This window comes from Sphingomonas sp. Root720 (assembly GCF_001428605.1).
Taxonomy (GTDB): domain Bacteria; phylum Pseudomonadota; class Alphaproteobacteria; order Sphingomonadales; family Sphingomonadaceae; genus Rhizorhabdus.
This window is the reverse complement of sequence record NZ_LMID01000013.1, coordinates 128,696-155,143: the sequence shown is the minus strand read 5'-3', so window position 1 is coordinate 155,143 and position 26,448 is coordinate 128,696. Positions and strand designations below refer to the sequence as shown.

Genomic DNA, 26,448 nt, shown 5'->3' with positions numbered 1-26,448 from the left:
CCGGCAAATATCAGCAAAGCCGCTGTCCGGTCCCCGTCATGGGGTTACCGGAGGCGGCTTTTTTCGTTTTTCCACAAGCTGACGGGGGTAGCGGATGGCTACGGCATATTGGGAAGATCAGGGCAGCCCGGCCAAGGGCGACACATTCTGGAGCGCCGGGCACAAGCCGACGCTGATCGCGGCGTTCCTCTATTTCGACCTGGCCTTCATGGTCTGGGTGCTGCTCGGCCCGCTTGGTCCCGACATCGCAGCGTCGCTCGCCCTGACCCCCGCGCAAAAGGGGCTGATGGTCGCGACACCGACCCTCGCCGGAGCGATCCTGCGGGTGGTCAATGGTCTGCTGGTCGATCGGATAGGCCCGAAACGCTCGGGCGCTATCAGCCAGGTCATCGTCATAGCCGGCCTGTTCACGGCCTGGATGGCGGGCGTCACCAGCTTCGCTGGCACGCTGGCGCTGGGCGTCGTGCTCGGCTTTGCGGGCGCCAGTTTCGCGATCGCGCTGCCGCTCGCGAGCCGCTGGTATCCGCCCCGGCATCAGGGCAAGGCGATGGGGCTGGCCGGCATGGGCAATTCCGGCACGGTGCTGGCGGCGCTGTTCGCGCCGGGTCTGGCGAAGCTGTTCGGCTGGAATGCGGTGCTGGGCCTCGCCTGCATTCCGCTGACCATCGTCTTCATCGCCTATATGCTGATGGCGAAGGATGCGCCGGGCACGCCCGCGCCGAAGAAGCTCGCCGCCTATCTCGAGCCGCTCAGGACCGCCGACGCGTGGTGGCTCATGCTGTTCTACAGCGTCACCTTTGGCGGTTTCGTCGGGCTGGCGGCGTCGTTGCCGATCTACTTCACCGACCAGTTCGGGCTGACCAGCGTGACGGCCGGCTATTGCACCGCGGCCTGCGTCTTCGCCGGATCGCTGGTCCGCCCGCTCGGCGGCGCACTGGCCGATCGGATCGGCGGGGTGAAGGCGCTGTCGATCGTCTATCTCGTCGCGGCGGCGGCGCTCGCCGGCGTCAGCGCCGCGCATAGCGTCGGCGCGGCGCTCGCCACCTTCGTCGTCGCGATGCTCGCACTCGGCACCGGCAACGGCGCGGTGTTCCAGCTCGTGCCGCAGCGCTTCCAGGCCGAGATCGGGGTAATGACGGGCCTGGTCGGCATGGCGGGGGGCGTCGGGGGCTTCTACCTCTCCTCGTCGCTCGGCTTCGCCCGGCAGCTCAGCGGCAGCTATCAGCCCGGCTTCCTGATCTTTGCCGGGCTGTCGCTGCTCGCCTTCACGGTGCTTGCCCGAGTCAAGCGGCGCTGGCGCAGCGATTGGGCCGCCGCCCGGAACGGCGTCCGTATCTGACAGGCGATCGGGCGCCGTCAGGGAGGCGGCGCCCGCATCCGAAGGGGTTTTCCATGAAGAACACCATAGCGACGGCGGCCGTGCTGGCCGCCGCAGGGCCGGCCTGTGCCGGAGACATCGTCCTCACGCCGCTGGTCGATGCCCGTATCCGTCACGAACATGTCGACCAGGACGGCCTGGCCGACACGGCCGACGCCCTGACCCTGCGCCTGCGTGGCGGCTTGCAGGCCGGCAGCGGGCCATGGTCGGCGCTGGTCGAGGGTCAGGGCACGCTGGCGGCGGTCGATGCCTATTTCGACGGGCTGCACGGCGCCGCAACCCGGCCGCTGGTGGCCGATCCGCAGTCGATCGGCCTGTACCGCGCGCAGCTTCGCTACAAGACCAAAGCCCTGGCGGTCACGGCCGGGCGCCAGCGCATCGCGATCGACGACGAGCGTTTTGTCGGCGCGGTGGGCTTCCGCGACAATGGCCAGACCTTCGATGCGCTGCGGATCGAATGGAGCGCACGTCCCCGGCTGAAGGTCGATGTCAGCTATGCCTGGTCGGTGCGCAGCATCTGGGGGATCGACGGGCGGGGCGCGAAACAGCAGGCGGTGTCGGGCGACAATGTCTTTGCAAGCGTTGGCTATGCCACGCCGGTCGGCACGCTGAGCGGCTTCGCCTATCTCGTCGACCAGGACGAGGCGGCGGTGCAGGGCTTCGCGCTGTCGAGCCAGACCTATGGCGCGCGCCTCGCGGGGAGCCGTCCGCTCGGTCGTACGGTCAAGCTGACCTACCAGCTGGGCTATGCCCGGCAGAGCGACTGGCATCGCAATCCCAACGACTATCGCGCCGACTATTATCTGGCCGACGCGACCCTCGACATCGCCGCGCTCAAGCTCGACCTCGGCTATGAGATACTCGGCGCCAGCCACGGCGCGGCGCTGACCAGTTTCCAGACGCCACTGGCGACCGGCTTCAAATTCCAGGGCTGGGCCGACAAATTCCTGACCACGCCGCCCAATGGCGTCCGCGATCTCCATGCCGGGGCGGGCTATGGCTGGAAGAAGGTGGCGGGGCTCGACCTGCTGTCGGTCCAGGCGGCGTGGCACCGCTTCGACAGCGATCGGCTCGATATCCATTATGGCGACGAGTTCGATCTGATGGTCACGGCGAAGCTCGGCCGCACCACCATCGGCGCTCGCTATGCCGATTACCGGGCGAAGCGCTTCGCCGCCGACACCGACAAATTCTGGCTGCAGGCGGACTGGACCTTCTGACTATGCCGCAGTGCAAAATAACCACTTGAGCGGCGGCGCGATTCGCGCCATCCTCGCTTTCGAACGGGCAAGGTCGTCCGATCGAACATCGTCCACGGCATCCAGGGTCGGATGCCGCGGGCACATCGCCCCGGCGGATCGCCGGTTCACGATGATGGCAAGGCCGCCATGCAGGCGCTGGATTTCCAGCGTCCGCATGGCGGCCTTTTTAGTTTCTGGAGCTTGAAGATGGATTTCCAAGGCACGGGCATCGGCCCCGACGAACGCGACGATGGCCCGAGGCGAGGCGATGTGCAGCGCCTCGTCGTCATCGGCAACGGGATGGCGGGTTGCCGCGCGGTCGAGGAGATACTGGCGCGGGACCCGGGCCGGTTCCGCATCACCATCTTCGGCGCCGAGCCACATGTGAACTACAACCGCATCATGCTCTCGCCGCTGCTCGCGGGCGAAAAGAGCTTCGCCGAGATCGTGATCAACGATGCCGCCTGGTATGCCGACAACGGTATCGAGCTGGTCGCCGGGGACCCGGTGGCGGCAATCGACCGTGCGGCCCGGACGGTGACGTCCGAAAGCGGCCGGACGGTCGGCTATGACCGGCTGCTGATCGCGACCGGTTCCGATCCCTTCATCATCCCGGTGCCTGGCAGGGATCTCCCCGGCGTTGTCAGCTTCCGCGACATGAAGGATGTCGACGCGATGCTGGCCGCGGCCGGCAAGGGCGGCGACGCGGTGGTGATCGGCGGCGGCCTGCTCGGCCTCGAAGCCGCGCACGGCCTGACCCTGCGCGGGATGAAGGTGACGGTGATCCACCTGATGCCGACCCTGATGGAACGGCAGCTCGACGAGGCCGCCGGCTGGCTGCTGAAGACCGAATTGGAGGCGCGCGGCCAGACCATCCTGACCGGCGCCGACACCGCCGAGATCGTGGGCGACGGCAGGGTCGAGGGCGTGAAGCTGAAGGACGGCCGGACCATTCCCGCCAGCCTCGTGGTGATGGCGGTCGGCATCCGCCCCTCGACCGCGCTGGCGCGCGCGGCAGGGCTGGCGGTCGGGCGCGGCGTCCAGGTCGACGACCATATGGTGACCAGCGATCCGGCAATCCTCGCGGTCGGCGAATGCATCGAACATGACGGGCAGGTCTACGGCCTCGTCGCGCCACTGTGGGAGATGTGCCGCGCGCTGGCCGACGGGCTCGTCGCGCAGCCGACCGGCTATCGCGGCTCGGTCACTTCGACCAAACTCAAGGTCTCCGGGATCGACGTCTTCTCGGCGGGCGATTTCGCCGGCGGCGACGGTGCCGAGGACATCGTCCTGCGCGATGCGGCGCGCGGGGTCTACAAGCGGGTGGTACTGCGCGAGGACCGGGTGGTCGGCGCGGTGCTCTATGGCGATACCGCCGACGGCGGCTGGTATTTCGACCTGCTGAGGAAGGGCGAGGATGTCGCCCCGATCCGCGACGTCATCATCTTCGGACAGGCCTTCGCCCAGGGAGGGGGGCAGGCGGACCCTAAGGCGGCCGTTGCGGCGCTCTCGGACGATGCCGAGATCTGCGGCTGCAACGGCGTCAGCAAGGGCAAGGTGGTCGCCTCGATCCAGGCGGGGGCGTGCAGCCTCGATGCGGTGCGGGCGACCTGCAAGGCGTCGGCGAGCTGCGGGTCCTGCACCGGCCTCGTCGAGAAGCTTCTCGCGCTCGCGCTGGGCGACGCGGTGGAAGCCGGACCGAAGACGATCTGCAAGTGCAGCAGCTTCACCCATGACGACGTCCGCCGGGAGATCGTCGCGCAGGAGCTGCGCTCGATCCCCGAGGTGATGCAGAAGCTGCACTGGACGACCCCCGACGGCTGCTCCTCCTGTCGCCCGGCGCTCAACTATTACCTGCTCTGCGCCTGGCCCGGCGCCTATGTCGACGACCAGCAGAGCCGCTTCGTCAACGAACGCCTCCACGCCAACATCCAGAAGGACGGCACCTATTCGGTGGTGCCGCGCATGTGGGGCGGGCTGACCAACCCGCGCGAGCTGCGCGCGATCGCCGACGTGGTGGAGAAGTACAACGCGCCGATGGTCAAGGTGACCGGCGGCCAGCGGCTCGACATCTTCGGGATAAGGAAGGAGGACCTGCCCGCGGTCTGGGCCGATCTCAACGCCGCCGGGATGGTGTCGGGCCATGCCTACGGGAAGGCGCTGCGCACGGTGAAGACCTGCGTCGGTTCCGAATGGTGCCGCTTCGGCACCCAGGACTCGACCGGGCTCGGCGTCCAGGCGGAGAAGATGAGCTGGGGCTCGTGGATGCCGCACAAGTTCAAGATCGCGGTGTCGGGCTGCCCGCGCAATTGCGCCGAGGCGACGATCAAGGACTTCGGCATCGTCTGCGTGGACTCGGGTTATGAACTGCATGTCGGCGGCAATGGCGGCATCAAGGTCCGCGCGACCGATTTCCTCTGCAAGGTTTCGACCGAACAGCAGGCGCTCGATCACTGTGCGGCCTTCATCCAGCTCTACCGCGAGGATGCCTGGTATCTGGAACGTACCGCGCCGTGGATAGAGCGGGTCGGCATCGACTATGTCCGCCGCCGGATCGTCGACGACGAGGTCGGCCGCGAGGCGCTGACCGCGCGCTTCCTCTTCTCGCAGAGCTTCTCGCAGGACGATCCCTGGGCCGCGCGCGCCGGCGGCGCCGATCGCGAGCAGCATGCGCATCTGGGCGAGTTCCGCCCCGTCCAACTGCTGGCTGCGGAGTGACCATGATGATGACCGGAGACTGGATCGATGTCGGCGCGCTCGGCGAGATCCCGCTGCGCGGCGCGCGCACGATCAAGATGGGGGCAGGGGGCGAGGAGATCGCGATATTCCACACCAGTGGCGGCAAGGTCTATGCGCTGGTCAACCGCTGCCCGCACAAGCAGGGACCGCTCAGCCAGGGCATCGTCCATGGCGACGCCGTGGCCTGCCCGCTGCACAACTGGCGCATCTCGCTGGCGACCGGCGAGGCGCTCGGCGAGGACGAGGGCTGCGTGCCCACCATCCCGGTGCGGGTCGACGCAGGCCGGGTGCTGATCTCGCGCATCGCGATGCTGACGACGCTGGCCGCGGCATGATCGGCGCGGCGGCATGACCGAGGCGGTGCCGGTCCGAACGACCTGCCCCTATTGCGGCGTCGGCTGCGGCGTGCTGGCGGCGCGGACCGGCGATCGCACCGTCGCGATCGCGGGCGATCCCGATCACCCCGCCAATCGCGGCCGGCTCTGCTCGAAGGGCACCCAGCTCGGCGAGACGGTCGGCCTGTCGGGGCGGCTGCTCCATCCGATGATCGGCGAGAAGCGGGCGGGGTGGGACAAGGCGCTCGACCTCGTCGCCCGGCGCTTCCAGGAGACGATCGCGCGGCATGGGCCCGACAGCGTCGCCTTCTACGTCTCGGGCCAGCTTCTGACCGAGGATTATTATGTCGCCAACAAACTGATGAAGGGCTTCATCGGCTCGGCCAACATCGACACCAATTCGAGGCTGTGCATGTCGAGCGCGGTCGCCGGCCATGTCCGGGCGTTTGGCGAGGATATCGTCTCCGCCAGCTATGACGATCTCGACGAGGCCGACCTGTTCGTGCTGGTCGGGTCGAACACGGCCTGGTGCCATCCGATCGTCTATCAGCGCATCCAGGCGACCCGCGCGGCGCGCGGCGCCAGGCTGGTGGTGATCGACCCGCGCCGGACCGAGACCTGCGAGGATGCCGACCTGCACCTGCCGATACGCCCCGGCAGCGACGTCGCGCTGATGAACGGCCTGCTGTTCCACTGCCTGCGCGCCGGGCTGGTCGACGAGGCCTTTCTCGACGCCAGCGTCTCGGTGCCGCAGGGCTTCTGGGACATGATCGGACAGGGCAGCGATCTCTGGTCGGTGGCGAAGACCTGCGACGTCGCGCCGGAGCAACTGCTGCGCTTCTACGATCTGTTCGCGGCCAATCCCCGCACCCTCACCCTGTTCAGCCAAGGCATCAACCAGGCGCTGCGGGGCACCGACCAGGTCAACGCGATCGTCAACGTCCACCTCGCCACCGGCCGGATCGGCAAGCCGGGTGCCGCGCCCTTCTCGATCACCGGCCAGCCCAATGCGATGGGCGGGCGCGAGGTCGGCGGTCTCGCCTCGACGCTGGCCGCGCACATGGATTTCGCGCCCGACACCGTCGCGCGGGTCGGCCGCTTCTGGTCGGCGCCGCGCATGGCGAACCGGCCCGGCCTGAAGGCGGTCGACATGTTCCGCGCGGTCGGGGAAGGGCGGATCAAGGCGATCTGGATCATGGCGACCAACCCCGCGGTGAGCATGCCTGATGCCGGGCGGGTTCGCGAGGCGCTTGCGGCCTGCCCCTTCGTGGTGGTTTCCGATGTCGTCGCCGATACCGACAGCGCGCGCTTCGCCCATGTCCGCCTGCCCGCCGCGGCCTGGGGAGAGAAGGACGGCACCGTCACCAACAGCGAGCGGCGGATCAGCCGCCAGCGGCCGATGCTGCCGCTCCCGGGCGAGGCGAGGCCCGACTGGTGGATCATGGCGGAGGTCGCCCGGCGGATGGGCTGGGCCAGCGCCTTCAACTATGAACGGCCGGCCGACATCTATCGCGAACATGCCCGGCTTTCGGCCTATGAGAACCGGGGCACGCGGCTGTTCGACATCGCCCGCCATGCCGCGATCGGCAACCCGGCCTATGCCGGGATGGAGCCGTGGCGCTGGCTTGAGCGGCCCTTCGCCGATGGCCGTTTCCCGACGCCGGACGGGAAGGCGCGGCTCGTCTCGGTGGTGCAGGCGGTGATCGCCGAGCCGCTTCGGGGCTGGCCACTGACGCTCAATACCGGCCGCTATCGGGACCAGTGGCATACGATGACCCGCACCGGCCTGTCGCCGAAGCTTGCCCGCCACCGCGAGGAGCCGCTGGTCGAGATCAATCCTTATGACGCCGAGCGGCTCGGCCTCGACGATGGCGACATCGCCCGCGTCGCGACCCCGCAGGGCGAGAGCCTGTTCCGCGTGGCAACCAGCGAGGCGCAGCGACGCGGCGAGGTCTTCGCCCCGATCCACTGGACCGATCGCCAGTCGACCGGCGGCCGTGCCGGCCTGCTGCCGCGCCCGCTGACCGATCCGCATTCGGGCCAGCCGGGCTTCAAGTCGACGCCTGCGCGGCTCGAAAAGGTCGCGATCGAATGGCGCGCCTTCCTGATCCTGCGCGGGGAAGCCGGTATCGGCGGGCTGCCCGATTGCCTCTGGGCGACCCGCATCACCGTCACCGGCGGGTCGCTCTACGAGCTTGCCGGGATCGGCGAGGATAAGACCATCGACGCCTTCCTGCCCGCCGGCGACCGGATCGAGGCGGTCGACCCGGCGCGCGGGACCCGGCGGATCGCGGTGATCCGCGACGATCGGCTCGCGGCGGTGCTGTTCCTGACTCGCACGGGGGAACTTCCTTCGCGCGACTGGCTGATCGCTCAGCTCGAAGCGCCCCAGGTTGCACCGACCCTCCTCGCCGGGCGCGCGCCGGGGGTGGCGCTCGATCGCGGGGCGATCGTCTGTTCCTGCTTCGATGTCGGGATGAAAACGATCGTCGCGGCGATCGCCGAGCGCCAGCTGGTCGATGTCGCGGCGATCGGCCAGGCGCTGGGCGCCGGCACCAATTGCGGGTCCTGTCGGCCCGCGCTTGCCAGGCTCCTCGCCGATGCGGCCTGTTCCAGGGAGAAGATCCATGCCGCCGAATGAGACGATCGCCCCGGGCAGCGTCTGGCTGGTCGGCGCCGGGCCCGGCGATCCCGATCTGCTGACCCGCAAGGCCGAGCGGCTGCTCGCCGCCGCCGACATCGTCTTCCACGATGCGCTGGTGGGGGCGGGGGTGCTGGCGCTCATCCCTGGCCATGTCGAGCGGGTCAGCGTCGGCAAGCGCTCGGGCCGGCATTCGAAGGCGCAGGAGACGATCAACGACCTGCTGCTCGCGGCCGCCCTTGCCGGGCGCCGGGTGGTGCGGCTCAAGGGCGGCGATCCGTCGATCTTCGGCCGCTCGATGGAGGAGGTCGGCCATCTCGCGGAGCATGGCATTCGCGTCGATATCTGCCCGGGTATCACGGCGGCGAGCGCGGCGGCGGCGGCCGCGCGCATCTCGCTCACCCTGCGGGGGCTGGCGCGCAGCCTCACCTTCGTCACCGCGCATGCACGGGCGGGGGAGGCGCTCGACCTCGACTGGACGGCGCTGGCGGGGCGCGACGGCACGCTCGCCGTCTATATGGGGCGCGCCGCTGCACCCGAGATCGCGCGCCGGCTGATCGGCGCGGGGCGCGATCCGGCGACCCCGGTGATGGTGCTGGCGAACGTCTCCTGCCCCGACGAGCGGATTATCCGGGGCCGCCTGTCGTCGCTGTCCTTCCTGGTCGAGACGATCGGTGCCAATGATCCCGCGCTGCTGCTGATCGGCGAGGCCGTCGGCGACGATTATCGCGAGCACGTTCCCGCCACGGGTGCCGAGGTGCCCGCGATCTGAAGCGCCGCCGTGCGCCCGAAGATGTCGCGGATCAGCGGATCGCGTTCCTGCGCCCGGATCGCCGCCTGGAAGAGGATCGAGCGGTCGAGTTCGGGCCGCAGGCGGACCAGGGTGCCGCGCCGAAGATGGTCGCGCACCATGATCTCCGGCACGAAGCTGATTCCGCCCCCCGCCAGCACGATGTCGATCAGCGAGCGGACATTGTTGCAGCTGTTGATCGTCGCATCGCCGTGCCCGGCTGCCTCGAGGCTCGCTCGCGCGACGCCGTGAATCGGCGAATGACGGTGGAGCAGCCAGAGGGCGGGGGAGGGGCCGTCCAGGCCCTGCGCCTTGTCCAGCGTCGGGCTCGCGATCCACACCAGGTCGACCGAGCCGATCGGCGCGGTCTCGATATTGGGGCTGACGACCGGGCCGGCCAGGAAGATCAGGTCGCAATTGGCGCCGAGCAGTTTCTGGAGCAGGCCATGCGACAGGTCGATCTCGACCTCGAAGGTCACGCGCGGCATGTCCGTCTTCAGCCCGGTGAAAAACGGCGGCAGGCAGGTCGCCGCCGCGATCTCCCCAGCGCCGATGCGGACGATGCCCGATGCGCCCTCGAACCGGCCCGATTGCAGGAAGGTGCGCTCGATCGACGTCCAGAGCGGCTCGCATTCGCGCACGAATTCGCGCCCGCGCACGGTCAGCGCCATGTTGCGGCCGGCGCGCTCGAACAGGCGGAAGCCGATCTGGTTCTCCAGTTCGCGGATACGCGCCGACACCGCCGGCTGGGTGGTGTTGAGCCGTTCCGCCGCCGCGCCGAACGTGCCGAGGCGGCTGATCCACAACAGCGTTTCGAGATGGTAGAGTGAAATCCGTCTCATATAAGTTGGTTATGAATAACCCAAGAAAACTACAATTGGATTTTATGATTTCGGTCCTCTAGCCCCCTTGCGAGGGAGGAGCCTTCCATGACCAAGATTTACCCGGACGCCGCAGCGGCGCTCGATGGACTACTGTTCGACGGAATGACGATCTCCGCGGGTGGCTTCGGCCTATGCGGTATCCCGGAACGGCTGATCGACGCGATCGTCGCATCGGGCGTGAAGGACCTGACGGTCGCCTCCAACAATGCCGGCATCGACGGCGAGGGGCTGGGCAAGCTGTTGCGCACCCGCCAGATCCGCAAGATGATCAGCTCCTATGTCGGCGAGAACAAGGAGTTCGAGCGGCAATATCTGGCGGGCGAGCTCGAGGTCGAGTTCTGCCCGCAGGGCACGCTGGCCGAACGGCTGCGCGCCGGCGGCGCCGGCATCCCGGGATTCTACACCAAGACCGGCGTCGGCACGCTGGTCGCCGAGGGCAAGGAAACCAAGGATTTCGACGGCGAGACCTATGTGCTCGAGCGCGGCATCCGCTCGGACCTGGCGATCGTCAAGGGCTGGAAGGCCGACGAGAGCGGTAACCTGATCTTCAACAAGACCGCGCGCAACTTCAACCATCCGGCGGCGACCTCGGGCAAGGTCTGCGTGGCCGAGGTCGAGGAGATCGTGCCGGTCGGCAGCATAGACCCCGACCACGTCCACCTGCCGAGCATCTACGTGAAGCGCCTCTTTCTGGGCGCGCCTTACGACAAGAAGATCGAGTTCCGCACCACGCGCGCGAGGGAGACCGCATGATGGCCCAGGAAAGCAAGGGCTGGGATCGCAACCAGATGGCGGCGCGCGCCGCCAAGGAGCTGCAGGACGGCTTCTACGTCAACCTCGGCATCGGTATCCCGACCCTCGTCGCGAACAACATCCCCGCCGGGATGACCGTCACCCTGCAGTCGGAGAACGGCATGCTCGGCATCGGCCCGTTCCCCTATGACGACGAAGTCGATCCCGACCTGATCAACGCCGGCAAGCAGACGATCAGCCAGTTGCCCTCGTCGAGCTATTTCTCCTCGGCCGACAGCTTCGCGATGATCCGCGGCGGACATATCGACCTGACCGTGCTCGGCGCGATGGAAGTGTCGGAAGGCGGCGACATCGCCAACTGGATGATCCCCGGCAAGATGATCAAGGGCATGGGCGGCGCGATGGACCTCGTCGCCGGCGTCAAGAAGATCATCGTCGTCATGGAGCACAACGCCAAGGACGGCAGTCCCAAGTTCATCCCGGCCTGCACCCTGCCGCTGACCGGCAAGAACGTCGTCGACATGATCGTGACCGACCTGGCGGTGTTCCAGCGCCCCGATCACAACGCGCCGTTCAAGCTGATCGAGATCGCTCCTGGCGTCACCGCCGAGGAGATCGCGGCCAAGACGACCGCGCATTATGTGAGCTGAACCGGCTTCAGAGCTGCGTGGCGAAGGCCCCGGTCGATCGGCCGGGGCCTTTTCTTTGGCCGATCGTGGTTTCTTACATGGTCGGCCGCGGGGTGCGGTCCTTGTTCCGCTTGTCGGCCACATAGGGCAGGCCATTCTCGCCCTTCACGATCTCGAACAGCCCTATCGCTTCGAAGAGCGCGGGGAAGTTCTTGACCCCGTAGTTGCGCGGGTCGATCGGCGCCTGCCGCTTGGCAGCGCTGCCGGCGGTGGACAGCAATGCCCAGCCGTCCTCGCGTTCCGCCGCCTCGACGCCGCCGCGAAGAGCGATGACCAGACGCGCGTCCTGCGCGAGCGATCGCTTCGTGTTGGCGGTTGGCTCCGGCTTGGGCTCCTCGGTCACTTCGGCCTTGCGCGGCTCGTTCGCCGGCCGCCGCCGGCTGGCCGCGGGCGGCTGCGCTTCCGCGTCGACAAGGCTGTCGAGGTAGAGAAAGGTGGTGCAGGCGTTCACGAAGGGCTCGGGTGTCTTGCGCTCGCCGAAGCCGTAGACGTCGTGCCCATTGGCCTTGAGCTGCATCACGAGGGGCGTGAAGTCCGCATCGCTGGACGCTATGCAGAAGGCATCGAGGTCCTGGGTGTAGAGCAACTCCATCGCATCGATGACGAGCGCGATGTCGGTGGCGTTCTTGCCGGTCGAATAGCTGAACTGCTGGATGGGCCGGATGGCAAAGGCGTGAAGCTTGTCCTTCCAGCCCTTCAGTCCCGCACTTGCCCAGTCGCCATAGGCTCGACGGATGTTCGCGGTGCCGTATCTCGACAGCTCCGCAAGGATCGCAGCGATTTTTGCGTGCGACACATTGTCGGCATCGATCAACAGCGCGATGCGGCGGTTGGGCGTCGGATTCGAGGTCGGGTCAGTGCTCATTCCCCGACCTTTGCGTCCTCGCGACCGCAGGCGCAACAGCTACCGCGACCATGATCCATCGTCCGCCGCCCGGTCGCCGGCCAGCGCGCGTCGCTTCAGGCGCGCGCGTACTGGCCCGCTTCAGCGCCGAAATGCTCGCGGGCGAAGGCCCGGGCGGCATTCATCGACTTGAAGACTTCGTCCTGCAGCTTGGAATCGACCAGCGGGTAATTTTGCGAATTGTACCAGGTCCTGCGCACCGTCAGACGAAACTCACCATTCTCGTCCTTGGTGATCAAGAACGGTTTCACGGGTACTCTGGACATGGAATTTCCTTGAATATGCGTTCGTGGCCGCGGGCTTTTCCGCAGGCCAGGCGAGGACCGGCCCACATTGCGCCAGCGCGACGGGGTTCCGAATGGCGAAAGGGCGGGCATATTGTCTATGCCCGCCCATCCGACCCTCAAGCCGCCTGCAGGTTGACCGCCGAGGTCTTGCCGCGATTATCGGTCTCGAGTTCATAGGAGACGCGCTGATCCTTATCGAGCGTGTGCATCCCCGCCCGTTCCACGGCCGAGATATGCACAAAGGCGTCGCCGCCGCCGCCTTCAGGAGCGATGAAGCCATAGCCCTTGTCGGCGTTGAAGAATTTGACGGTTCCAGTGATCATATGGGTGTTCCTTATCCCATGCGTAACGGACATGCGCCACGAGCGGCGCGTGCCGGCTTTTCGAGGCTACAAGGGGATAAGGCGACCAGAGCGGCCAAAATCCGTCGAATGCGACGTCAGCTCCGCATATATAGGACAATTTCTGCAGAATGTGAAGCCGGCACCGGCGGACCCCCGGCATCGGGTCCGCGGGTCGCCGGCGCATGTCATTGTTGTCGCGGCCGAAACCCGTAGCCACGCGTCGGTGAAGACGTCATGCCGCCGGCAAGGATGCGGTGGCGGCGGCGATCACATCCACGGCGTCAGCCGTTGGCGGACCGACGCTTGGGCGCGCCGACGGACAGCGCCGCCTCCTCGATATCGTCCTGGCTGAGGGTCTCGCCGGTCTTGAGGTTCGTCACCGTCGTCCGCGTCTTCGGGACGCGCTCCTGAATGAGCCGATGCGCGGTGTGAATCGCATCTTCATACTTATCTTCGGTCAGGAGGTCGGCTTTGCCGGGCCCCTTCCTCTTAATCTGAAACGCCATAATGAATACCAACTCCGAGCCGTGATCGATTAGCTGCTCCTGCTGAGAGAGGATAAAGCGCCGCATTGCAACCCTGCTGATAGCGGCCGGCGCGCGCGATGGGGCTCAGCGTCCATCGAAACCCTTGAAAGACGGCACTGCCGACCCGCCGTGATAGCGTCAGGCGGGCTTGCTGCGCAGCAGTGCCGAGCGCAGGCATTCGCAGACCACTTCGTCGCGCTGGTTGATCAGTCTGTGGCGGAAGGTGACGATCCCCGCGTCGGGCCGCGAGCGGGATTGGCGCAGCTCGACCACCTCGGATTCAGCGTGCATCGTATCGCCGATGAATACCGGCTTGGGCATTACCAGCTTGTCGTAGCCGAGGTTGGCGACGAGCGTGCCGAGCGTGGTGTCGCCGACCGAAAGGCCGACCATCAGCGCGAAGGTGAAGGTGCCGTTGACGAGGATCTGGCCGAACTCGCTCGCCTTCGCCGCCTCCAGGTCGATGTGCAACGGCTGCGGATTATGCGTCATCGTCGAGAAAAGCAGGTTGTCGGTTTCGGTCACCGTGCGGCGAATCTCGTGCTGCAGGCTGTCGCCGACCTGCCATTCGTCAAACCACCGCCCGGCCATTGCGCATCCTCCCTCTCGATCAGCAGGGGCGATGTATCCCACGCGGCCGTCATTGAAAAATCGAAATGCCGCGAGGCATTGCATAGGCGGCGCCTATGGGCGGGACAGTGCCTTCAAAGATCGAGCGCGGTGACGAGGATCTCGATCCCCCTGCCGCCGCGCGCGGCAAAGCCTTCACGCGCCAGGCGCATCGCCGCTTCGCTGATCCTTTCCCTCTTTTCCTCGAGGATGTTGCTCAGCTTGGCGTCGGTTGCACGTTCGGCAAGCTTCAACATCGCGCCGCTATCGAGTTCGACGATGGCGGTCTCCCCGTCGAGCCATGCATGGAAGCCGGGACGGCTGCTTCCGTCGAGACGCGTGCCGAGTATCAGGGACATGGAACTCCAGACGGCTGCGAGCTGCCGTAACGGCAAGCCCCACGTGCAACCGTGCGAGGCTAGCCCATTTCGGGAACGAACCGATATGATGCAGATTAGTACTGGCAGGCCGATGTCGTCGTCGGCAATGTTTCAGACCGCTCCGGGATCCAGATAGAGATAGGCGGAATCGAACTGGCCGCGCGCTGCCAACCAGTCGGGACGGAGTATCTCGACCTGGGACGATCGCACGACGCACAGCCCCTCTTCGCGCAATTGGCGCAGGATGCGGTTCATGTGGATACTCGTCACCCCGCAGATTTCGGCGAAGTCGTTCTGGGTCAGGTCCAGCGCGAAGCGCCGTCCGTCGCTGAGGCCTACCGCGCGTAACCGGGCGTTGGTCTCGCACAGGAAATGCGCGACCCGGCCCATCGCATCGAGGCGGCCGAGCCGGAACAGCCAGGCGCGGTGCATGGCGGCGTCGAGCAGGGTCGAGAACCACAGCTTGCGGGCGAGCGTGGTATCCGCGACCAGGGCGTGCATCCGATCGTGCGGGACGATCGCCACCTGTGTCTGCGTCACCGAGGCGATGTCATGTTCGAGATAGGTGAGGGCGTAGCTGTGCAGGTCGACGAAGTCGCCCGGCAGGTGCAGGCCGACGAACTGGCGCAGGCCGTCGCGATCGGTGATGGTGCGGCACATCAGCCCATCGATGATGAAGGCGCTGTGCCGCAGGGCCTCGCCCGCCTCGATCATCACCGTGCGGGGCGGGAGTGACTTGATCTCGCTAATGGCCTTCTCGATCGCGGTGCGCTCTGCGGGTTCAAGCGTCATGCCCCGGCGTCCCTTGAGGAACTTGTCCGTAATCATTCCCTGTATCGTCACCCCCAAAGCCGGCGGCCATCCGACCGGCCCCGCATGATCGATGGCGACCCTCCTAATCCGGAACGTCGGGAATGAGATTGCCCTAGGTTAGTTTTGCGGAAGGATTTGCAACTTCCTTGTAATCCAAGGGTTTCGACGAAATTCATCACTGCCCGCGGACAGCCTCGTCGCCGCCGCGGCTACCGGGAAGGCGCGGGTAGAGCATGCCCCATTTCTATTTTCACGTCTTCAACGGCACGGGTGAAACCCGCGACGAGGAAGGCGTGGACCTCGCGGACCTCGACATGGCCTATGACAGGGCGCTGTCGGGGATCAGATCGATCCTGCGGGAGGAACTCGGGCGGGGGCTTCTGGATTTCGATGGCATGATCCGTGTTACCGACCAGCAAGGGCAACTCCTGTTCGAGGTGCCGTTCGACACTGCGGTCCAGGTGCGCTATGGTGATCGCTATCGCTGACGGACCCAGCCAGACCGGGGCAACGCCCTGGGTCGACAAGCTGCTGATGAAGCTGCGGCAGCGCGACGATGTCAGCGCGGCCGAGGAAGCTGCCCTCCGCTCCATCGTAGAGCCGCCGCAAGTCTACCCGGCGCGCAGGATGGTCATCGAGGAGAACGAGCCGTTGGACCGGTCGGGCCTCCTGGTCGACGGCCTTCTCGGGCGGGTGAAGAACATGCGGGATGGCCAGCAGCACATCAGCGAGTTGCACGTCCCCGGCGATTTCGCCGACCTGCACAGCTTCACACTCAAGCGGCTCGACCACGGCATCCTTGCGCTCACCGACTGCAGGATCGCCTGGACGAAACACTCCGCCATCGTGACGGCGATCGAACAGTTCCCGCACCTCGGGCGGCTATTGTGGTTTTCGACCAATTTGGACGCCGCCATCCACCGCGCCTGGACGGTGTCGCTCGGCCGCCGCGACGCCGCGGCGCGACTGGCCCACCTGCTGTGCGAACTGCAGGTTCGCCTGGAGGTCGTGGGGCTTGCCGATGCGACGGGTTACCCCCTGGCGTTGACGCAGAACGATCTCGCCAATTGCCTCGGCCTCACCTCGGTCCATGTGAACCGGGTGCTGCGCGAATTGCGTGAGCGTCGCCTGGTCACGTTTCGCGGCGGTCATGTCACCATCGCCGATCCGGCCGGGCTGAACGCCCTCGCCGATTTCAGTCCCGATTACCTCTTCCTCGAGAAGCGGCCGCGCTGACCGGCGCCTCCGGCGGGACATTCGGCGGGAAGAGCCCTTATCCCCTTCGGGGTCATGGACGGCCGGGTCCTGGACGCCGCCGCCTCGCCGCCATCGATGCCGTTGCGATCGCCGGCCGGCTCAGCGCTCGACATCCGCCTCCAGGAAATCCAGGAAGGTGCGGACCGCGCGGCTCTGATGCCGTTCGCGGTGGACGAGCAGGCTGAAATTGCGTTCGGGCAAGGTGCAATCGAGCCGCTGGATGAGCCCGGCCTTGCGGCGCGGCGTGGCGGCCACATCGGAAATCGGCGCGATCAGCTCGCCGCCTTCGACGGCGGCGAGCACCGCGCCGTTCGACGGCAGTTCCAGCCGGATGTCGAGATCGCCGATCGTCAACGCATAGTCGGGCAGCACCGTCGCGAAATGGTCGCGCGTGCCCGACCCCGGCTCGCGCATCACCCAGATCGCCTCCAGCATCTCGCTCCGTCCGATGGAGCGGCCGCCCAATCGGTGGTCCATCGCCGCATAGAGGCCGAGGCGGTCATGCCCCACCGTCCGCCCGTCGAGCACGGGGTGGTTCGTACGCCCCTCCACCACCGCCAGGTCGGCGTCCCCCGCCAGCACCGCCGACGCGGCCTGGGCGGTATTGCCGTCGACCATCGACAGGGTGATGCCGGGCCAGGCGACGGCAAAGCGCGCGAGATAGCGCGGAAGCCAGTATGTCGCGACTGTCTGGCTGGCGGCGACGCGAACCTCCCCCCGGACCGGCCCAGAAAGGTCGTCCAGAACGCGCCGGGCCTCCTCTGCGCGGGCCAGCACCGCCTTGGCCTCGGGCAGGAACAGCCGGCCGGCGCTGGTCAGTTCCAAGCCGCGCCCGATCCGGTCGAACAGCCGGCTGCCGTGGCGCCCCTCCAGGTTCGCGATCGCGGCGCTGACCGCAGGCTGCGACAGATGAAGGGTCGATGCCGCGCGGGTCATGTTCGAGCCCTCGGCGACGGCGACGAAAATGCGAAGCTGATCGAGGGTCATTCGATAGATTTAGTCTATCGTTTTCTTCTAATCAATCGATTGGATTTTTGGATATCCCAAGCCGATCTATCGATGATGATAGATGGGCTTTCAACCACGCATGTCGGCCGGCTGCTGCCGGGTCTTGCCCTCAGCGTCGGCGTCGCCATGGTGGCGCTCCTGCTGGGGAGGGTCGAGGCCGCCGCCGCCGGGCGTGCCTGGCTTGAGCCGCTTGTTCTGGCGATCCTGCTGGGCACGATCCTGCGCACGGTCCGCGCGCTGCCGGCCTCCTTTGCGCCAGGCATCGACTGGTCGGCGAGGACCGTGCTCGAGGTCGCCGTCGCGCTGATCGGGGCGACGATCAGCTTCGGCGCTGTGATGGCTGCGGGTTTAGGATTGCTCGGCGGCATCGTCGCGACGGTCGCCAGCGCGATCGGCCTGACCTTCCTGATCGGGCGAGCCTTCGGCCTGCCGTCCAAGATGGCAACTCTCGTGGCCTGCGGCAACGCGATCTGCGGCAATTCGGCAATCGCGGCGGTGGCGCCGGTGATCGATGCCGATGGCGAGGACGTTGCGACGGCGGTGGCCTTCACCGCGGTACTCGGCGTCGTCGTCGTGCTGTTGCTTCCGGTCGTCGCGAGTGTGTTGCGGCTCTCGCCGGCCGCGGGCGGAGCGCTGGCCGGGCTGACCGTCTACGCCGTGCCGCAGGTGCTGGCCGCAGCCGGCCCCATGGGTGGCGTCGCGGTGCAGGTCGGCACATTGGTGAAGCTGACCCGCGTGCTGATGCTGGGGCCGGTTCTGCTGCTGCTGTCGCTCTTCGCCCCGCGCGGTCCGCTTGCCGATCGCGGGGCGCGGTTCGACCGTCGGCGCTTTGCATCGATCGTGCCGTGGTTCATCATCGTCTTCCTGTTGCTGGCGGGGCTACGGTCGGCCGGTCTGTTGCCCGCCGGGCTGGTCGGCGCGGCGGACCATGTCGCCGGGTTCCTCACGATCGTCGCGATGGCGGCGCTGGGGCTTGGCGTCGACCTACGCAGCGTAGGGGCGGCGGGTCCGCGCGTGACGGCGGTGGTGACGCTTTCGCTGTGCCTGCTGGGGATGATCGCGCTGGTCGTCCTGTGGGCGACCGGCCTGGCCTGGAACGGCTGAGCGACGAACGGCTTGGAAAGGAAGCTGCATGGACCTGTTCGACACGATGATCAAAGCGCCCCTCGGCCGCCGGCAATTGCTGGCAGGGGCGGCGGCGGCGCTGGCGGTCCCCGCAGGCGCGCAGGGGCTGGTCGACCTGCGCCTGCCCGGCGGTCCGTCCAGCCGTCGGCTGGCGGCGGGCTTCCCCGGCAAGGGCGAGATGATCGTGCAGCGCGTTCATCCGCCGCTGCTCGAAACGCCGATGGAGGTGTTCGACGGCGATGTCTTCACGCCCAACGACCGCTTCTTCGTGCGTTGGCACTGGGCGGACATGCCCAGCGCGGTCGATGTCGGGAGCTTTCGCCTGACCGTCCATGGGTGCGTGCGCACGCCGCTGTCGATCGGGCTGACCCAGATCCTGCGCATGCCGCGGATCGAGCTGGCGGCGGTGAACCAGTGCTCGGGCAATTCGCGGGGCCTGTTCGAACCGCGCGTTCCCGGCGCGCAATGGGCGCACGGCGCGATGGGCAACGCCCGCTGGCTGGGCGTGCGTCTGCGCGACGTGCTCGACCAGGCGGGCGTGCTGCCCGGCGCGGCCGCGGTCCGTTTCGCCGGGCTCGACGGAGCGACCGTGGAGGGCGCGCCGCGCTTCGAAAAGGCGCTCGCCATCGACCATGCCCGCAGCGACGAGGTGATGATCGCCTTCGGCATGAACGGGGAACAACTGCCGCTGCTCAACGGCTTTCCGCTCCGTCTGGTCGTGCCCGGCTGGTATTCGACCTACTGGGTCAAGATGCTGTCGGATATCGAGGTTCTGGCCGCACCCGACGACCGCTACTGGATGGCGAAGGCCTACAGGATTCCCGCGACCCCGGGCGCCGATGTCGCGCCGGGTGCCAGGGATTTCCCGACGGTGCCGATCGGCCGGATGACGCCCCGGTCATTCATCACCGGCCTGCGCGAAGGGCAGGTGGTTCCCCTCCGCCCCGCCATTCCGGTCGGCGGGATCGCACTCGGCGGTGACACGGGTGTCGCGAAGGTCGAGCTGTCGGCCGACGGCGGACGAAGCTGGCAGTCCGCCGCGCTAGGCCCCGATCGCGGAAAGTACGGCTTCCGGCGCTGGGATATGGAGGTGACGCCGGCGGGCCCCGGTGCGATGACCCTGCTGGTGCGCTGTACCAACGACGCGGGAGAGGTGCAGCCGATGAAGCCGATCTGGAATCCCGGCGGCTTCATGCGCAGCAATGTGGAGGCGGTGACGATCGAGGTGCGGTCCGATGCATGACCGGATTGTCCTGGCCGCCGGGCTCTGCCTCCTCGGCGCAGCGATAGCGGTTCCGGCCGGATCGGACGCGGCGCCGCGGGCCGCCGTCAGCGGGCAGGGCTTCACGCTCAGGTCGACTTCGGTCGAGCTTCCCTATGACGAGCAGGCCTATCCCGACGGGCCGGGAGCGGAGGTGATGAACGCCAACTGCGCGTCCTGCCATTCGGCGAGCATGGTGCAGGTCCAGCCGAAGCTCACGCGCGACCAGTGGGCCGGGATCGTGCGCAAGATGCGCGAGGTCTACCACGCCCCCGTCGCCGACGAGGACGTTCCCGCGATCATCGATTATCTGGCGCGACTGTCTTCAGGCTGATCGGGCTTGCTGTGCGCGCATCCGGCGCACCGACGCGTTGAACACCATGTCCGAAAAGCTGCCCGAGGTCGCGAGCCGCAGCGCATCGTCCGCGCAGCGCTGCCGCACCTCGTCGGATAGGGGGGTATCGGCGCCGCCGGCCTGGCCCGCCATGCATTGTATCTCGGCCGCGCGCTGCACCGTCCACAACAAGGTGAAGGTCGCTGGGATCGACCGCTCGGCGACGGCGATGCCATGGTTGCGAAGCACCAGCACATGCTTGTCGCCGAGGCTCTGCAGCATACGGTCGCGCTCGTCGTCATAGAGGGTGATCCCCTCGAAATCATGATAGGCGACCCGGCCGAACAACTGTGCGCCATAGAAATTGTCGTGGCTGATCCCCTCGCGCTTGACCGCCACCGCGGACACCGGATTGGTGTGGGTGTGCGCGACGCAAGCGACGTCCGGACGGTTTTCGTGGATGACGCCATGGAGCGCGAAGCCGGCGGGGTTGCCGGGATAGGGTGAGGGCTCGACCAGCTTGCCGTCGATCCCGACCTTGATCAGGTTCTCGGGCGTGATCTCCTCGTAGAGCAGGCCGAACGGGTTCATCAGATAATGGTGCTCGGGGCCCGGGACGCGCACCGAGATATGGTTGAAGATGATCTCCGACCAGCCGAGATGCACGACGAGGTGATAGAAATCGGTGAGCTGGCGGCGAAGCGCAGCTTCGTCGAGGGGCTGTTGGTTGGTCGTGGCCATCTGGCATCTGCCTGCTATTTGTCCATGGTGCGGACGTCGTCTACCGCGAACTGGTCGGTCGCAGCAATCGGCACTTTCTGTATCGGCGCTGACAGGCTTTGAGCAACATGGCCCCACGTCGATCTCGGCAAACGGCTTCAGGACGAGTTCGGCGCGGCCGCCTGGCTTACGCTGGACGGTCCGGCCCCTCGGGACGGTGCGAGATGCAATAGACCGCAACGATGCCGAGCGTGATGGCGACGGCGAAGCCGAACTCGCCAATCGCATAGGCGGTCGCCCCGCCGGTCGGCCCGGTCAGCGGGTTGAACACCGACTGGATGAAGAGGTTATGGCTCGCGTGCAGCATCGCGCACGGCCAGACGCTGTTCGAACGCAGCCTGATCCAGCTCAGCACGAAGCTGCTCCCCAATACGAGGAGGGTGAAGAAGCTCAGGCCGTACCACCAGGGGGTTCCGCCGTTGTAATCGGCGAACAGCAACAGCGGAAAATGCCAGGACGCCCAGATCAGCGCGACGATCACGGTGCCGCCGACGAAGCCGAAGCGGGAGATCAGCCGCGGGGCGAGGAAGCCGCGCCAGCCGATCTCCTCGCCCAAGGCAAAGGCGACACCGCGGATCAGGCCGGCGGTCGCCGCCAGCGCGACATAGGCGAGGATGACCATCGCGGCCGACGCGCCCGGCCAGCCCAGCATCTCCGCGATCCTGGCGACGTTGGCGGATGGCGCGAAGCTGCCCAGGCCGGTGAGCCAGATCGCCGCATAGGCCGCCGCCGCATAGCCGAGCGGAATGAGATAGGCGCGCAGATTCCACTGCCAGCCGCCCCAGTTCCAGCCGAGCGTGGCAAAATTCCTCCGGTAGATCAGCATCGTCAGGATAGCCGCCGTGCCCGGCGACCACATCAGGCCGCCGACATACAGCATATTCCCGCCAGCCACATTCCCCGTCGCGATGATCGGCGCGTAGAACAGCGTGCTGAGCGCCACGGTCAGCGCCAGGAAGGTCGCCACCTCTCCAGTCGATCGTTCGTCCGACGTCATCTTCAGCCCTCCTCCCTTCAGCATCACGCCCTCCCCCGGCTCAGTTCCGCCGCAACCGATCCGGTGCGAGATCCGCCTGTCGTACGCCCTGGGCGAGAAGGTCGGGCGGAAGATCGCCGTGCTGGGCGAGCGCGGCGGCGGCGCGCGCCAGCGCGGGCGCGGTCTGAATTCCGTACCCGCCCTGGCCGGCCAGCCAGAAGAAGCCCTCGGCCTCAGGATCGAAGCCGACGACAGGGGTCCGGTCGGCGACGAAACTGCGCAGTCCCGCCCAGCTTCGCTTGGTGCGTCGGACGTCCAGTTTCAGCGCCTCCTCGGCGCGATAGATGGCGGTGGCGATGTCCAGCTCATCGGGCTGGGCGTCGCACGGGTCGCTCGGCGTCTCGTCGGCCGGGGAGACGAGCAGCAACCCCGCATCGGGCTTCACGTAGAATTCCTCGTCGATGTCGATCATCATCGGCCACTTGTCGGTCGCAGCGCCTTGCGGCGGATCGACGAGAACGGCGGTGCGGCGATAGGGCTGCAGTCCGATCGGCGCCACGCCCGCCAACGCAGCCACGGCGTCCGCCCAGGCGCCCGCCGCGTTGATGACGACGGGTGCGCGCAGGCGGCGGGATCCGGCGGCGACGCGCCAGCCGCCGTCCTCCCGCACCATGGCGTCCACCGGAGCCTCGGTAATCAGCGTGCCGCCGCGTCGCCTGAACAGGCGCAGATAGCCCTGGTGCAGCTCATGAACCTCGATGTCCATCGACTGGGGTTCGAGCACACCCGCCACCACGAAGTCGGCCCGGATCTGCGGGCACAGCTCGGTCAGTTGCTCGCCCGAAAGCCGCCGTGTCACCGGCGCGATGTCGGGCAGGGCGGCGAAAGCATCGAGTTGCTCGAGCTGCGCGGCGGAGGCGAGAAACAGGCTTCCCCGCTGTCGCACCAGATCGGTCTCGCTGAAGTCCTGAGGCGGATCGAGGAAAAAGGGTCGGCTGGCGCGCGACAGCGCCCGAACGGTCTCGTTCCCATAAATCTCGGAAAAAAGCGCGGCCGAGCGGCCCGTCGAGTGGAAGCCCGGATGATCCTCGCGTTCGAGCAGGATCACTCTCGCCTCGGCCGCCAGCAGAGCTGCTACCGAGGCGCCTGCGATTCCGGCACCGATCACAATGAAGTCGCTGTCCATAAGTCGTTGGGGCTCCTAATCTTTCCCCGGGGGACCGGCCGTCGGGCCGTAAGCCTGTCATCGAGCTTAGGCGATCGTAGTGAATTATCCAATTAGAAAAATTATCTCTATATAGGATTATATTCTAATCCGCCTGGATGTGCTCCCTAATCGCCGCTCGTCGCGCCGGGGAGGCGCGCCATCGCCGCCAACCGTAAACCTTCGGCGCGTCAGCGTAGGCGGGATCGCTGGGGTCGAAAGCGGCAATCCCCCGTATCAGGTTCGCGGTCATGGGTGAATTCTCTGGTCAGGTCGGTTCTGTTGAATTAGCGTTATGCGAAGGCAGTCACCGCCGGACCTGGGCGGCCCGGGGCGGTGGCCGGCTCGAGGAAGGGGATAATGTTTTTCTGAATGAGAGAGGGAAAGACGCTCGGTAGCCTGGTGGTCGCGATCCGGCGCCGGCACGACTGGACGCTCAAGCAAATGAGCGAGGTCGTCGGGATTCCGCTGTCCACGCTGGGAAAGGTCGAGAGCGACAAACTGTCGCTCAGTTACGACAAGATCCAGAAGGTGGCGCAGCGGCTAGGCATGTCGATGGCCGATTTCTTCAGCCAGTCCGATGAGGCAGAGCGCAGCGCGAAGCCGGTGACGGCGCGTCGCAGTTTGATGGACGCCGGCAACTCCGTGCGGATCGAGACGCAGAACTATCGATATGACTATCTCTGTTCGGATCTGACCCGCAAGCGGATGGTCCCGATCATCAGCGAGATCAAGGCTCGCACCCTCGAGCAATTCGGGGAACAGGTGAGCCATCCAGGCGAGGAATTCATCTATGTGCTGGAGGGCGCCATCCAGGTCCACCTGGAGTTTTACGCGCCGACCGTGATCCGGCAGGGCAAAGGCATCTACATCGACAGCCAGATGCGCCACGCCTATGTGCTGCACGAATGCGACAGGGCGGTGGTGCTGGCCGTCTGCGCGGGTGACGATCCCGATCTGGAGAAGACCCTCGTCGGCCTAGCCGAAGCCGATCGCGCGTCGATCTAGCGCCCGGCCGGCCGCCGCGCCTCCCCCGGGGGCCGTCCGGGACCTCGCATAACGGGCGAGGGGCCCGTCACGCGTGACACCAGGCATCATATTCGGGGTTTTATTCGACACTGAAGCGCCGCGCGCCCGAAGTGGCGCCGATGCGGCTTCGGCGATGTTTCTTAATAGTGAATATTTCTCCCATAAGAAAACATTCTTTGCAGTCTGGAGAAATGTCGATATGCAAGCGGGCAAGGTCGGGAGGTGATCCATGTACGCGACGGCGAAAACCAATTCGCTCTCTCTGGGACTGGCGTTGGCCATGGCTCTGGTGTGGCCGCCCGCGCCGGTGGTCGCCGCTCCCAAGGCCGCCATTGCCGCTGTGGCAGTCGACGGGAGCGAGGCGACGGCGTTGCCGCCGGGCACCCGTATCGGCGATTATGTCGGCGAAGACGTGATGATCCCGATGCGCGACGGCGTCCGCCTCCATGCCCAGGTGTGGCGGCCGGTCGATGCCAAGGGGGTACTGCCGATCCTGATGCAGCGATCGCCCTATGGCTTCGAGCTGGAGCGGCTGAAGAAATCCTTCGTCGGCGAATATAGGGAGCTTTCGCAGGAAGGCTTCATCTTCGTGTTCCAGGACATCCGCGGGCGCTTCGGATCGGAAGGCGAGTTCGTGATGCTCCGCCCCATGGTGACCGGGGCCGCCGGGATCGACGAGTCCACCGACACCTATGACAGCATCGAATGGCTGACCAAGAACCTGGCCGACAACAACGGCAAGGTCGGTATCTTCGGCATTTCCTATGGCGGCTGGACGTCGGCGATGGCCGTGATCAAGCCGCATCCGTCGTTGAAGGCGGTGTCGGTGCAGGCATCGCCCGAATCGATGTTCATCGGCGACGATTTCCACCACAACGGGGCCTTCCGGCTCGACTATGCGTGGGAATATTCCGCCGCGCTGGAAACCGACGGCCGCACGCTGAAGCCTTTCGATTTCGGCAAGGACGACATCTATGGCTGGTTCCTCGAGCAGGGCGAGTTGGCGAAGCTCGATCGGGTCCATATCGGCCGGCCACTGCCCACGTGGCAGAACTTCGTCCGCCATCCCAACTATGACGCCTTCTGGCGCGAGCAGGAAACCTCGGTGCGGATGCCGAAGACGGTCAAGGTGCCGAACCTGATCGTCGCAGGCTGGTGGGACCAGGAGGATTTCTACGGACCGCTCGAGATCTACCGCAATCAGGAAAAGGGGGACCGCCACGGGCGCAACTTCATCGTCATCGGCCCCTGGTACCATGGCGGCTGGGCACGGGGCGACGGCAGTCACTACGGCCCGTTCGATCTCGGCTCGCCTACCGCGACCTATTTCCGCTCGGACGTCGAGACCCGCTGGTTCCGACATTGGCTGAAGGGCGAGGGCAAGCTCGACCAGCCCGAGGCGCTGGTGTTCCAGACGGGCGGCAACAGCTGGAAGCGCTACCGCCAATGGCCCCCGCGAGACGGCGTCGCGAAACGCAACCTCTATCTCCATGCCAATGGCAAGTTGTCCTTCGAGCGGCCGGCGCCGACGGAGAGCCGGCCCGACAGCTTCCTGTCCGATCCGGCCGACCCGGTTCCCTATCGCGAGCGACCGATCCAGCCCTTCCTGGCGGAAAAGTCGACATGGCCCGAATGGTTGGCCGACGACCAGGTGCCTTTTGCGAAGCGCAAGGACGTCCTGTTCTGGCAAACCGATCCCCTGGAGGAGGATGTCGCCATCGTCGGCGAAATCGCCGCCCGTCTGTTCGCGAGCACCACGGGCAGCGATGCCGACTGGGTGGTCAAGCTGATCGACGTCTACCCTTCCGACGAAACGGTTCCGGAAGCGCTGCGCGGGCGGCAGATGATGATCGCCAACGACGTGTTCCGCGGTCGATTCCGCAAAAGCCTGTCGCAGCCAGAGGCGATCACGCCGGGGGCGGTGCTTGATTATGACATCGACCTCCACGCCGCCGCGCATCTGTTTCGCAAGGGGCATCGCATCGCGGTACAGATCCAGAGCAGCTGGTTCCCGCTGATCGACCGCAACCCGCAGACCTTCGTGCCCAACATCCTCGAGGCGAAGCCCGGCGATTTCACGGCGCAGACTCACGCCGTCTACCATGATCCGGACCGGCCTTCGGCGATCGCGGTGAGCGTGGAGACGGCGCGTCGATGAGC

28 protein-coding genes are annotated in these 26,448 nt (G+C 66.7%); 15 read left to right on the top strand and 13 right to left on the bottom strand.

From position 1 onward, the window contains the following. Window positions 1-94: 94 nt before the first annotated feature. Together ASE22_RS18140 and ASE22_RS18135 are read left to right on the top strand one after the other, a co-directional pair. Window positions 95-1,339, top strand: coding sequence for a nitrate/nitrite transporter (locus ASE22_RS18140; protein WP_056363002.1), 1,245 nt, complete (start codon window positions 95-97; stop codon window positions 1,337-1,339). A gap of 53 nt (window positions 1,340-1,392) precedes the next feature. Beyond that, the gene (locus ASE22_RS18135; RefSeq protein WP_056363000.1) at window positions 1,393-2,598 is read left to right on the top strand and encodes a hypothetical protein; all 1,206 of its coding nucleotides are present in this window, start codon (window positions 1,393-1,395) and stop codon (window positions 2,596-2,598) included. On the opposite strand, the gene ASE22_RS27710 is transcribed toward ASE22_RS18135, so the two are convergent. After that, window positions 2,599-3,003 carry a hypothetical protein gene (locus ASE22_RS27710; protein WP_235538186.1) on the bottom strand — a complete coding sequence of 135 codons (405 nt, stop codon included), beginning with the start codon at window positions 3,001-3,003 and terminating at the stop codon, window positions 2,599-2,601. Here ASE22_RS27710 and nirB point away from each other — a divergent pair. The 4 genes from nirB to cobA are packed head-to-tail and all read left to right on the top strand — an operon-like array spanning window position 2,920 to window position 9,106. Continuing rightward, on the top strand, window positions 2,920-5,337 hold the full coding sequence (gene nirB, locus ASE22_RS18130; protein ID WP_235538185.1) for a nitrite reductase large subunit NirB: 2,418 nt from the start codon (window positions 2,920-2,922) through the stop codon (window positions 5,335-5,337). The genes ASE22_RS27710 and nirB overlap by 84 nt on opposite strands. A 5-nt stretch (window positions 5,338-5,342) precedes the next feature. Beyond that, window positions 5,343-5,693 carry a nitrite reductase small subunit NirD gene (nirD, locus tag ASE22_RS18125; protein WP_056364071.1) on the top strand — a complete coding sequence of 117 codons (351 nt, stop codon included), beginning with the start codon at window positions 5,343-5,345 and terminating at the stop codon, window positions 5,691-5,693. 13 nt (window positions 5,694-5,706) lie between these two features. Beyond that, a complete protein-coding gene (locus tag ASE22_RS18120; RefSeq protein WP_056362997.1) occupies window positions 5,707-8,334 on the top strand; it encodes a nitrate reductase in 2,628 nt (875 codons plus the stop codon). Next, entirely contained in the window at window positions 8,321-9,106 is a 786-nt protein-coding gene (cobA, locus tag ASE22_RS18115) for a uroporphyrinogen-III C-methyltransferase (protein WP_056362994.1), read from the top strand. The genes ASE22_RS18120 and cobA overlap by 14 nt, the downstream gene beginning before the upstream one ends. Here cobA and ASE22_RS18110 read toward each other — a convergent pair. Further along, a complete protein-coding gene (locus tag ASE22_RS18110) occupies window positions 9,058-9,966 on the bottom strand; it encodes a LysR family transcriptional regulator (RefSeq protein WP_056362991.1) in 909 nt (302 codons plus the stop codon). The genes cobA and ASE22_RS18110 overlap by 49 nt on opposite strands. A gap of 87 nt (window positions 9,967-10,053) precedes the next feature. Here ASE22_RS18110 and ASE22_RS18105 point away from each other — a divergent pair, with 87 nt between their 5' ends. Beyond that, window positions 10,054-10,761: a CoA transferase subunit A gene (locus ASE22_RS18105; RefSeq protein WP_056362988.1), complete on the top strand. Its 708-nt coding sequence runs from the start codon at window positions 10,054-10,056 to the stop codon at window positions 10,759-10,761. After that, entirely contained in the window at window positions 10,761-11,411 is a 651-nt protein-coding gene (locus tag ASE22_RS18100) for a 3-oxoacid CoA-transferase subunit B (RefSeq protein WP_156397161.1), read from the top strand. Before ASE22_RS18105 ends, ASE22_RS18100 begins: the two co-directional genes overlap by 1 nt. Before the next feature lie 73 nt (window positions 11,412-11,484). Here ASE22_RS18100 and ASE22_RS18095 read toward each other — a convergent pair whose 3' ends face one another. The 7 genes from ASE22_RS18095 to ASE22_RS18065 form a co-directional block, all read right to left on the bottom strand. Then, the gene (locus ASE22_RS18095; RefSeq protein ID WP_056362981.1) at window positions 11,485-12,315 is read right to left on the bottom strand and encodes an NYN domain-containing protein; all 831 of its coding nucleotides are present in this window, start codon (window positions 12,313-12,315) and stop codon (window positions 11,485-11,487) included. A gap of 95 nt (window positions 12,316-12,410) precedes the next feature. Then, complete coding sequence (locus ASE22_RS18090; protein WP_443028908.1) at window positions 12,411-12,605, bottom strand: hypothetical protein; 195 nt, start codon at window positions 12,603-12,605, stop codon at window positions 12,411-12,413. Window positions 12,606-12,757: 152 nt separating this feature from the next. Then, the gene (locus ASE22_RS18085) at window positions 12,758-12,964 is read right to left on the bottom strand and encodes a cold-shock protein (protein ID WP_056362976.1); all 207 of its coding nucleotides are present in this window, start codon (window positions 12,962-12,964) and stop codon (window positions 12,758-12,760) included. A 302-nt stretch (window positions 12,965-13,266) separates the two neighbouring features. Further along, the gene (locus ASE22_RS18080) at window positions 13,267-13,557 is read right to left on the bottom strand and encodes a hypothetical protein (protein ID WP_056362973.1); all 291 of its coding nucleotides are present in this window, start codon (window positions 13,555-13,557) and stop codon (window positions 13,267-13,269) included. Window positions 13,558-13,650: 93 nt separating this feature from the next. Then, on the bottom strand, window positions 13,651-14,103 hold the full coding sequence (locus ASE22_RS18075; protein WP_056362970.1) for a MaoC family dehydratase: 453 nt from the start codon (window positions 14,101-14,103) through the stop codon (window positions 13,651-13,653). Window positions 14,104-14,216: 113 nt separating this feature from the next. After that, window positions 14,217-14,480 (bottom strand): hypothetical protein, encoded by a 264-nt coding sequence (locus tag ASE22_RS18070; RefSeq protein ID WP_056362967.1) that lies wholly within the window; start codon window positions 14,478-14,480, stop codon window positions 14,217-14,219. A 132-nt stretch (window positions 14,481-14,612) separates the two neighbouring features. Continuing rightward, a complete protein-coding gene (locus ASE22_RS18065; RefSeq protein WP_082545337.1) occupies window positions 14,613-15,293 on the bottom strand; it encodes a Crp/Fnr family transcriptional regulator in 681 nt (226 codons plus the stop codon). Between the two features lie 254 nt (window positions 15,294-15,547). On the opposite strand from ASE22_RS18065, the gene ASE22_RS18060 reads away from it, so the two are divergent. Both ASE22_RS18060 and ASE22_RS18055 read left to right on the top strand, forming a co-directional pair. Then, window positions 15,548-15,802 carry a DUF6894 family protein gene (locus tag ASE22_RS18060; RefSeq protein WP_056362963.1) on the top strand — a complete coding sequence of 85 codons (255 nt, stop codon included), beginning with the start codon at window positions 15,548-15,550 and terminating at the stop codon, window positions 15,800-15,802. After that, window positions 15,783-16,550: a Crp/Fnr family transcriptional regulator gene (locus ASE22_RS18055; RefSeq protein ID WP_156397129.1), complete on the top strand. Its 768-nt coding sequence runs from the start codon at window positions 15,783-15,785 to the stop codon at window positions 16,548-16,550. Before ASE22_RS18060 ends, ASE22_RS18055 begins: the two co-directional genes overlap by 20 nt. 120 nt (window positions 16,551-16,670) lie before the next feature. Here the strand turns inward: ASE22_RS18055 and ASE22_RS18050 are convergent, their stop codons facing one another. Then, window positions 16,671-17,558: a LysR family transcriptional regulator gene (locus ASE22_RS18050; protein WP_056362960.1), complete on the bottom strand. Its 888-nt coding sequence runs from the start codon at window positions 17,556-17,558 to the stop codon at window positions 16,671-16,673. 72 nt (window positions 17,559-17,630) lie between these two features. On the opposite strand from ASE22_RS18050, the gene ASE22_RS18045 reads away from it, so the two are divergent. The 3 genes from ASE22_RS18045 to ASE22_RS18035 are packed head-to-tail and all read left to right on the top strand — an operon-like array spanning window position 17,631 to window position 20,299. Beyond that, window positions 17,631-18,683 carry a YeiH family protein gene (locus ASE22_RS18045; protein WP_235536281.1) on the top strand — a complete coding sequence of 351 codons (1,053 nt, stop codon included), beginning with the start codon at window positions 17,631-17,633 and terminating at the stop codon, window positions 18,681-18,683. A gap of 28 nt (window positions 18,684-18,711) precedes the next feature. Then, window positions 18,712-19,947, top strand: a complete 1,236-nt coding sequence (locus ASE22_RS18040; protein WP_056362957.1) for a molybdopterin-dependent oxidoreductase — start codon at window positions 18,712-18,714, stop codon at window positions 19,945-19,947. Further along, window positions 19,940-20,299 carry a cytochrome c gene (locus ASE22_RS18035; protein ID WP_056362954.1) on the top strand — a complete coding sequence of 120 codons (360 nt, stop codon included), beginning with the start codon at window positions 19,940-19,942 and terminating at the stop codon, window positions 20,297-20,299. The genes ASE22_RS18040 and ASE22_RS18035 overlap by 8 nt, the downstream gene beginning before the upstream one ends. On the opposite strand, the gene ASE22_RS18030 is transcribed toward ASE22_RS18035, so the two are convergent. The 3 genes from ASE22_RS18030 to ASE22_RS18020 form a co-directional block, all read right to left on the bottom strand. After that, entirely contained in the window at window positions 20,291-21,040 is a 750-nt protein-coding gene (locus ASE22_RS18030) for a class II aldolase/adducin family protein (protein WP_056362952.1), read from the bottom strand. The two genes, ASE22_RS18035 and ASE22_RS18030, sit on opposite strands and share 9 nt — an antisense overlap. Before the next feature lie 166 nt (window positions 21,041-21,206). Next, window positions 21,207-22,100: a CPBP family intramembrane glutamic endopeptidase gene (locus ASE22_RS18025; protein WP_056362950.1), complete on the bottom strand. Its 894-nt coding sequence runs from the start codon at window positions 22,098-22,100 to the stop codon at window positions 21,207-21,209. Window positions 22,101-22,116: 16 nt separating this feature from the next. After that, window positions 22,117-23,241, bottom strand: coding sequence for an NAD(P)/FAD-dependent oxidoreductase (locus ASE22_RS18020; RefSeq protein WP_056362947.1), 1,125 nt, complete (start codon window positions 23,239-23,241; stop codon window positions 22,117-22,119). Between the two features lie 390 nt (window positions 23,242-23,631). Between ASE22_RS18020 and ASE22_RS18015 the strand changes: the two genes are divergently transcribed. Next, complete coding sequence (locus ASE22_RS18015) at window positions 23,632-24,267, top strand: helix-turn-helix domain-containing protein (protein ID WP_056362944.1); 636 nt, start codon at window positions 23,632-23,634, stop codon at window positions 24,265-24,267. Window positions 24,268-24,517: 250 nt separating this feature from the next. Further along, window positions 24,518-26,446 carry a CocE/NonD family hydrolase gene (locus ASE22_RS18010; RefSeq protein WP_056362941.1) on the top strand — a complete coding sequence of 643 codons (1,929 nt, stop codon included), beginning with the start codon at window positions 24,518-24,520 and terminating at the stop codon, window positions 26,444-26,446. The last annotated feature ends 2 nt before the right edge of the window (window positions 26,447-26,448 follow it).

Coding starts and splice junctions, on each gene's coding strand:
- ASE22_RS18140 (WP_056363002.1), top strand. CDS start 95: ATGGCTACGGCATATTGGGAAGATCAGGGCAGCCCGGCCAAGGGCGAC.
- ASE22_RS18135 (WP_056363000.1), top strand. CDS start 1,393: ATGAAGAACACCATAGCGACGGCGGCCGTGCTGGCCGCCGCAGGGCCG.
- nirB (WP_235538185.1), top strand. CDS start 2,920: ATGGCGGGTTGCCGCGCGGTCGAGGAGATACTGGCGCGGGACCCGGGC.
- ASE22_RS27710 (WP_235538186.1), bottom strand. CDS start 3,003: ATGTGGCTCGGCGCCGAAGATGGTGATGCGGAACCGGCCCGGGTCCCG.
- nirD (WP_056364071.1), top strand. CDS start 5,343: ATGATGACCGGAGACTGGATCGATGTCGGCGCGCTCGGCGAGATCCCG.
- ASE22_RS18120 (WP_056362997.1), top strand. CDS start 5,707: ATGACCGAGGCGGTGCCGGTCCGAACGACCTGCCCCTATTGCGGCGTC.
- cobA (WP_056362994.1), top strand. CDS start 8,321: ATGCCGCCGAATGAGACGATCGCCCCGGGCAGCGTCTGGCTGGTCGGC.
- ASE22_RS18110 (WP_056362991.1), bottom strand. CDS start 9,966: ATGAGACGGATTTCACTCTACCATCTCGAAACGCTGTTGTGGATCAGC.
- ASE22_RS18105 (WP_056362988.1), top strand. CDS start 10,054: ATGACCAAGATTTACCCGGACGCCGCAGCGGCGCTCGATGGACTACTG.
- ASE22_RS18100 (WP_156397161.1), top strand. CDS start 10,761: ATGGCCCAGGAAAGCAAGGGCTGGGATCGCAACCAGATGGCGGCGCGC.
- ASE22_RS18095 (WP_056362981.1), bottom strand. CDS start 12,315: ATGAGCACTGACCCGACCTCGAATCCGACGCCCAACCGCCGCATCGCG.
- ASE22_RS18085 (WP_056362976.1), bottom strand. CDS start 12,964: ATGATCACTGGAACCGTCAAATTCTTCAACGCCGACAAGGGCTATGGC.
- ASE22_RS18080 (WP_056362973.1), bottom strand. CDS start 13,557: ATGCGGCGCTTTATCCTCTCTCAGCAGGAGCAGCTAATCGATCACGGC.
- ASE22_RS18075 (WP_056362970.1), bottom strand. CDS start 14,103: ATGGCCGGGCGGTGGTTTGACGAATGGCAGGTCGGCGACAGCCTGCAG.
- ASE22_RS18070 (WP_056362967.1), bottom strand. CDS start 14,480: ATGTCCCTGATACTCGGCACGCGTCTCGACGGAAGCAGCCGTCCCGGC.
- ASE22_RS18065 (WP_082545337.1), bottom strand. CDS start 15,293: ATGACGCTTGAACCCGCAGAGCGCACCGCGATCGAGAAGGCCATTAGC.
- ASE22_RS18060 (WP_056362963.1), top strand. CDS start 15,548: ATGCCCCATTTCTATTTTCACGTCTTCAACGGCACGGGTGAAACCCGC.
- ASE22_RS18055 (WP_156397129.1), top strand. CDS start 15,783: ATGGTGATCGCTATCGCTGACGGACCCAGCCAGACCGGGGCAACGCCC.
- ASE22_RS18050 (WP_056362960.1), bottom strand. CDS start 17,558: ATGACCCTCGATCAGCTTCGCATTTTCGTCGCCGTCGCCGAGGGCTCG.
- ASE22_RS18045 (WP_235536281.1), top strand. CDS start 17,631: ATGATGATAGATGGGCTTTCAACCACGCATGTCGGCCGGCTGCTGCCG.
- ASE22_RS18040 (WP_056362957.1), top strand. CDS start 18,712: ATGGACCTGTTCGACACGATGATCAAAGCGCCCCTCGGCCGCCGGCAA.
- ASE22_RS18035 (WP_056362954.1), top strand. CDS start 19,940: ATGCATGACCGGATTGTCCTGGCCGCCGGGCTCTGCCTCCTCGGCGCA.
- ASE22_RS18030 (WP_056362952.1), bottom strand. CDS start 21,040: ATGGCCACGACCAACCAACAGCCCCTCGACGAAGCTGCGCTTCGCCGC.
- ASE22_RS18025 (WP_056362950.1), bottom strand. CDS start 22,100: ATGCTGAAGGGAGGAGGGCTGAAGATGACGTCGGACGAACGATCGACT.
- ASE22_RS18020 (WP_056362947.1), bottom strand. CDS start 23,241: ATGGACAGCGACTTCATTGTGATCGGTGCCGGAATCGCAGGCGCCTCG.
- ASE22_RS18015 (WP_056362944.1), top strand. CDS start 23,632: ATGAGAGAGGGAAAGACGCTCGGTAGCCTGGTGGTCGCGATCCGGCGC.
- ASE22_RS18010 (WP_056362941.1), top strand. CDS start 24,518: ATGTACGCGACGGCGAAAACCAATTCGCTCTCTCTGGGACTGGCGTTG.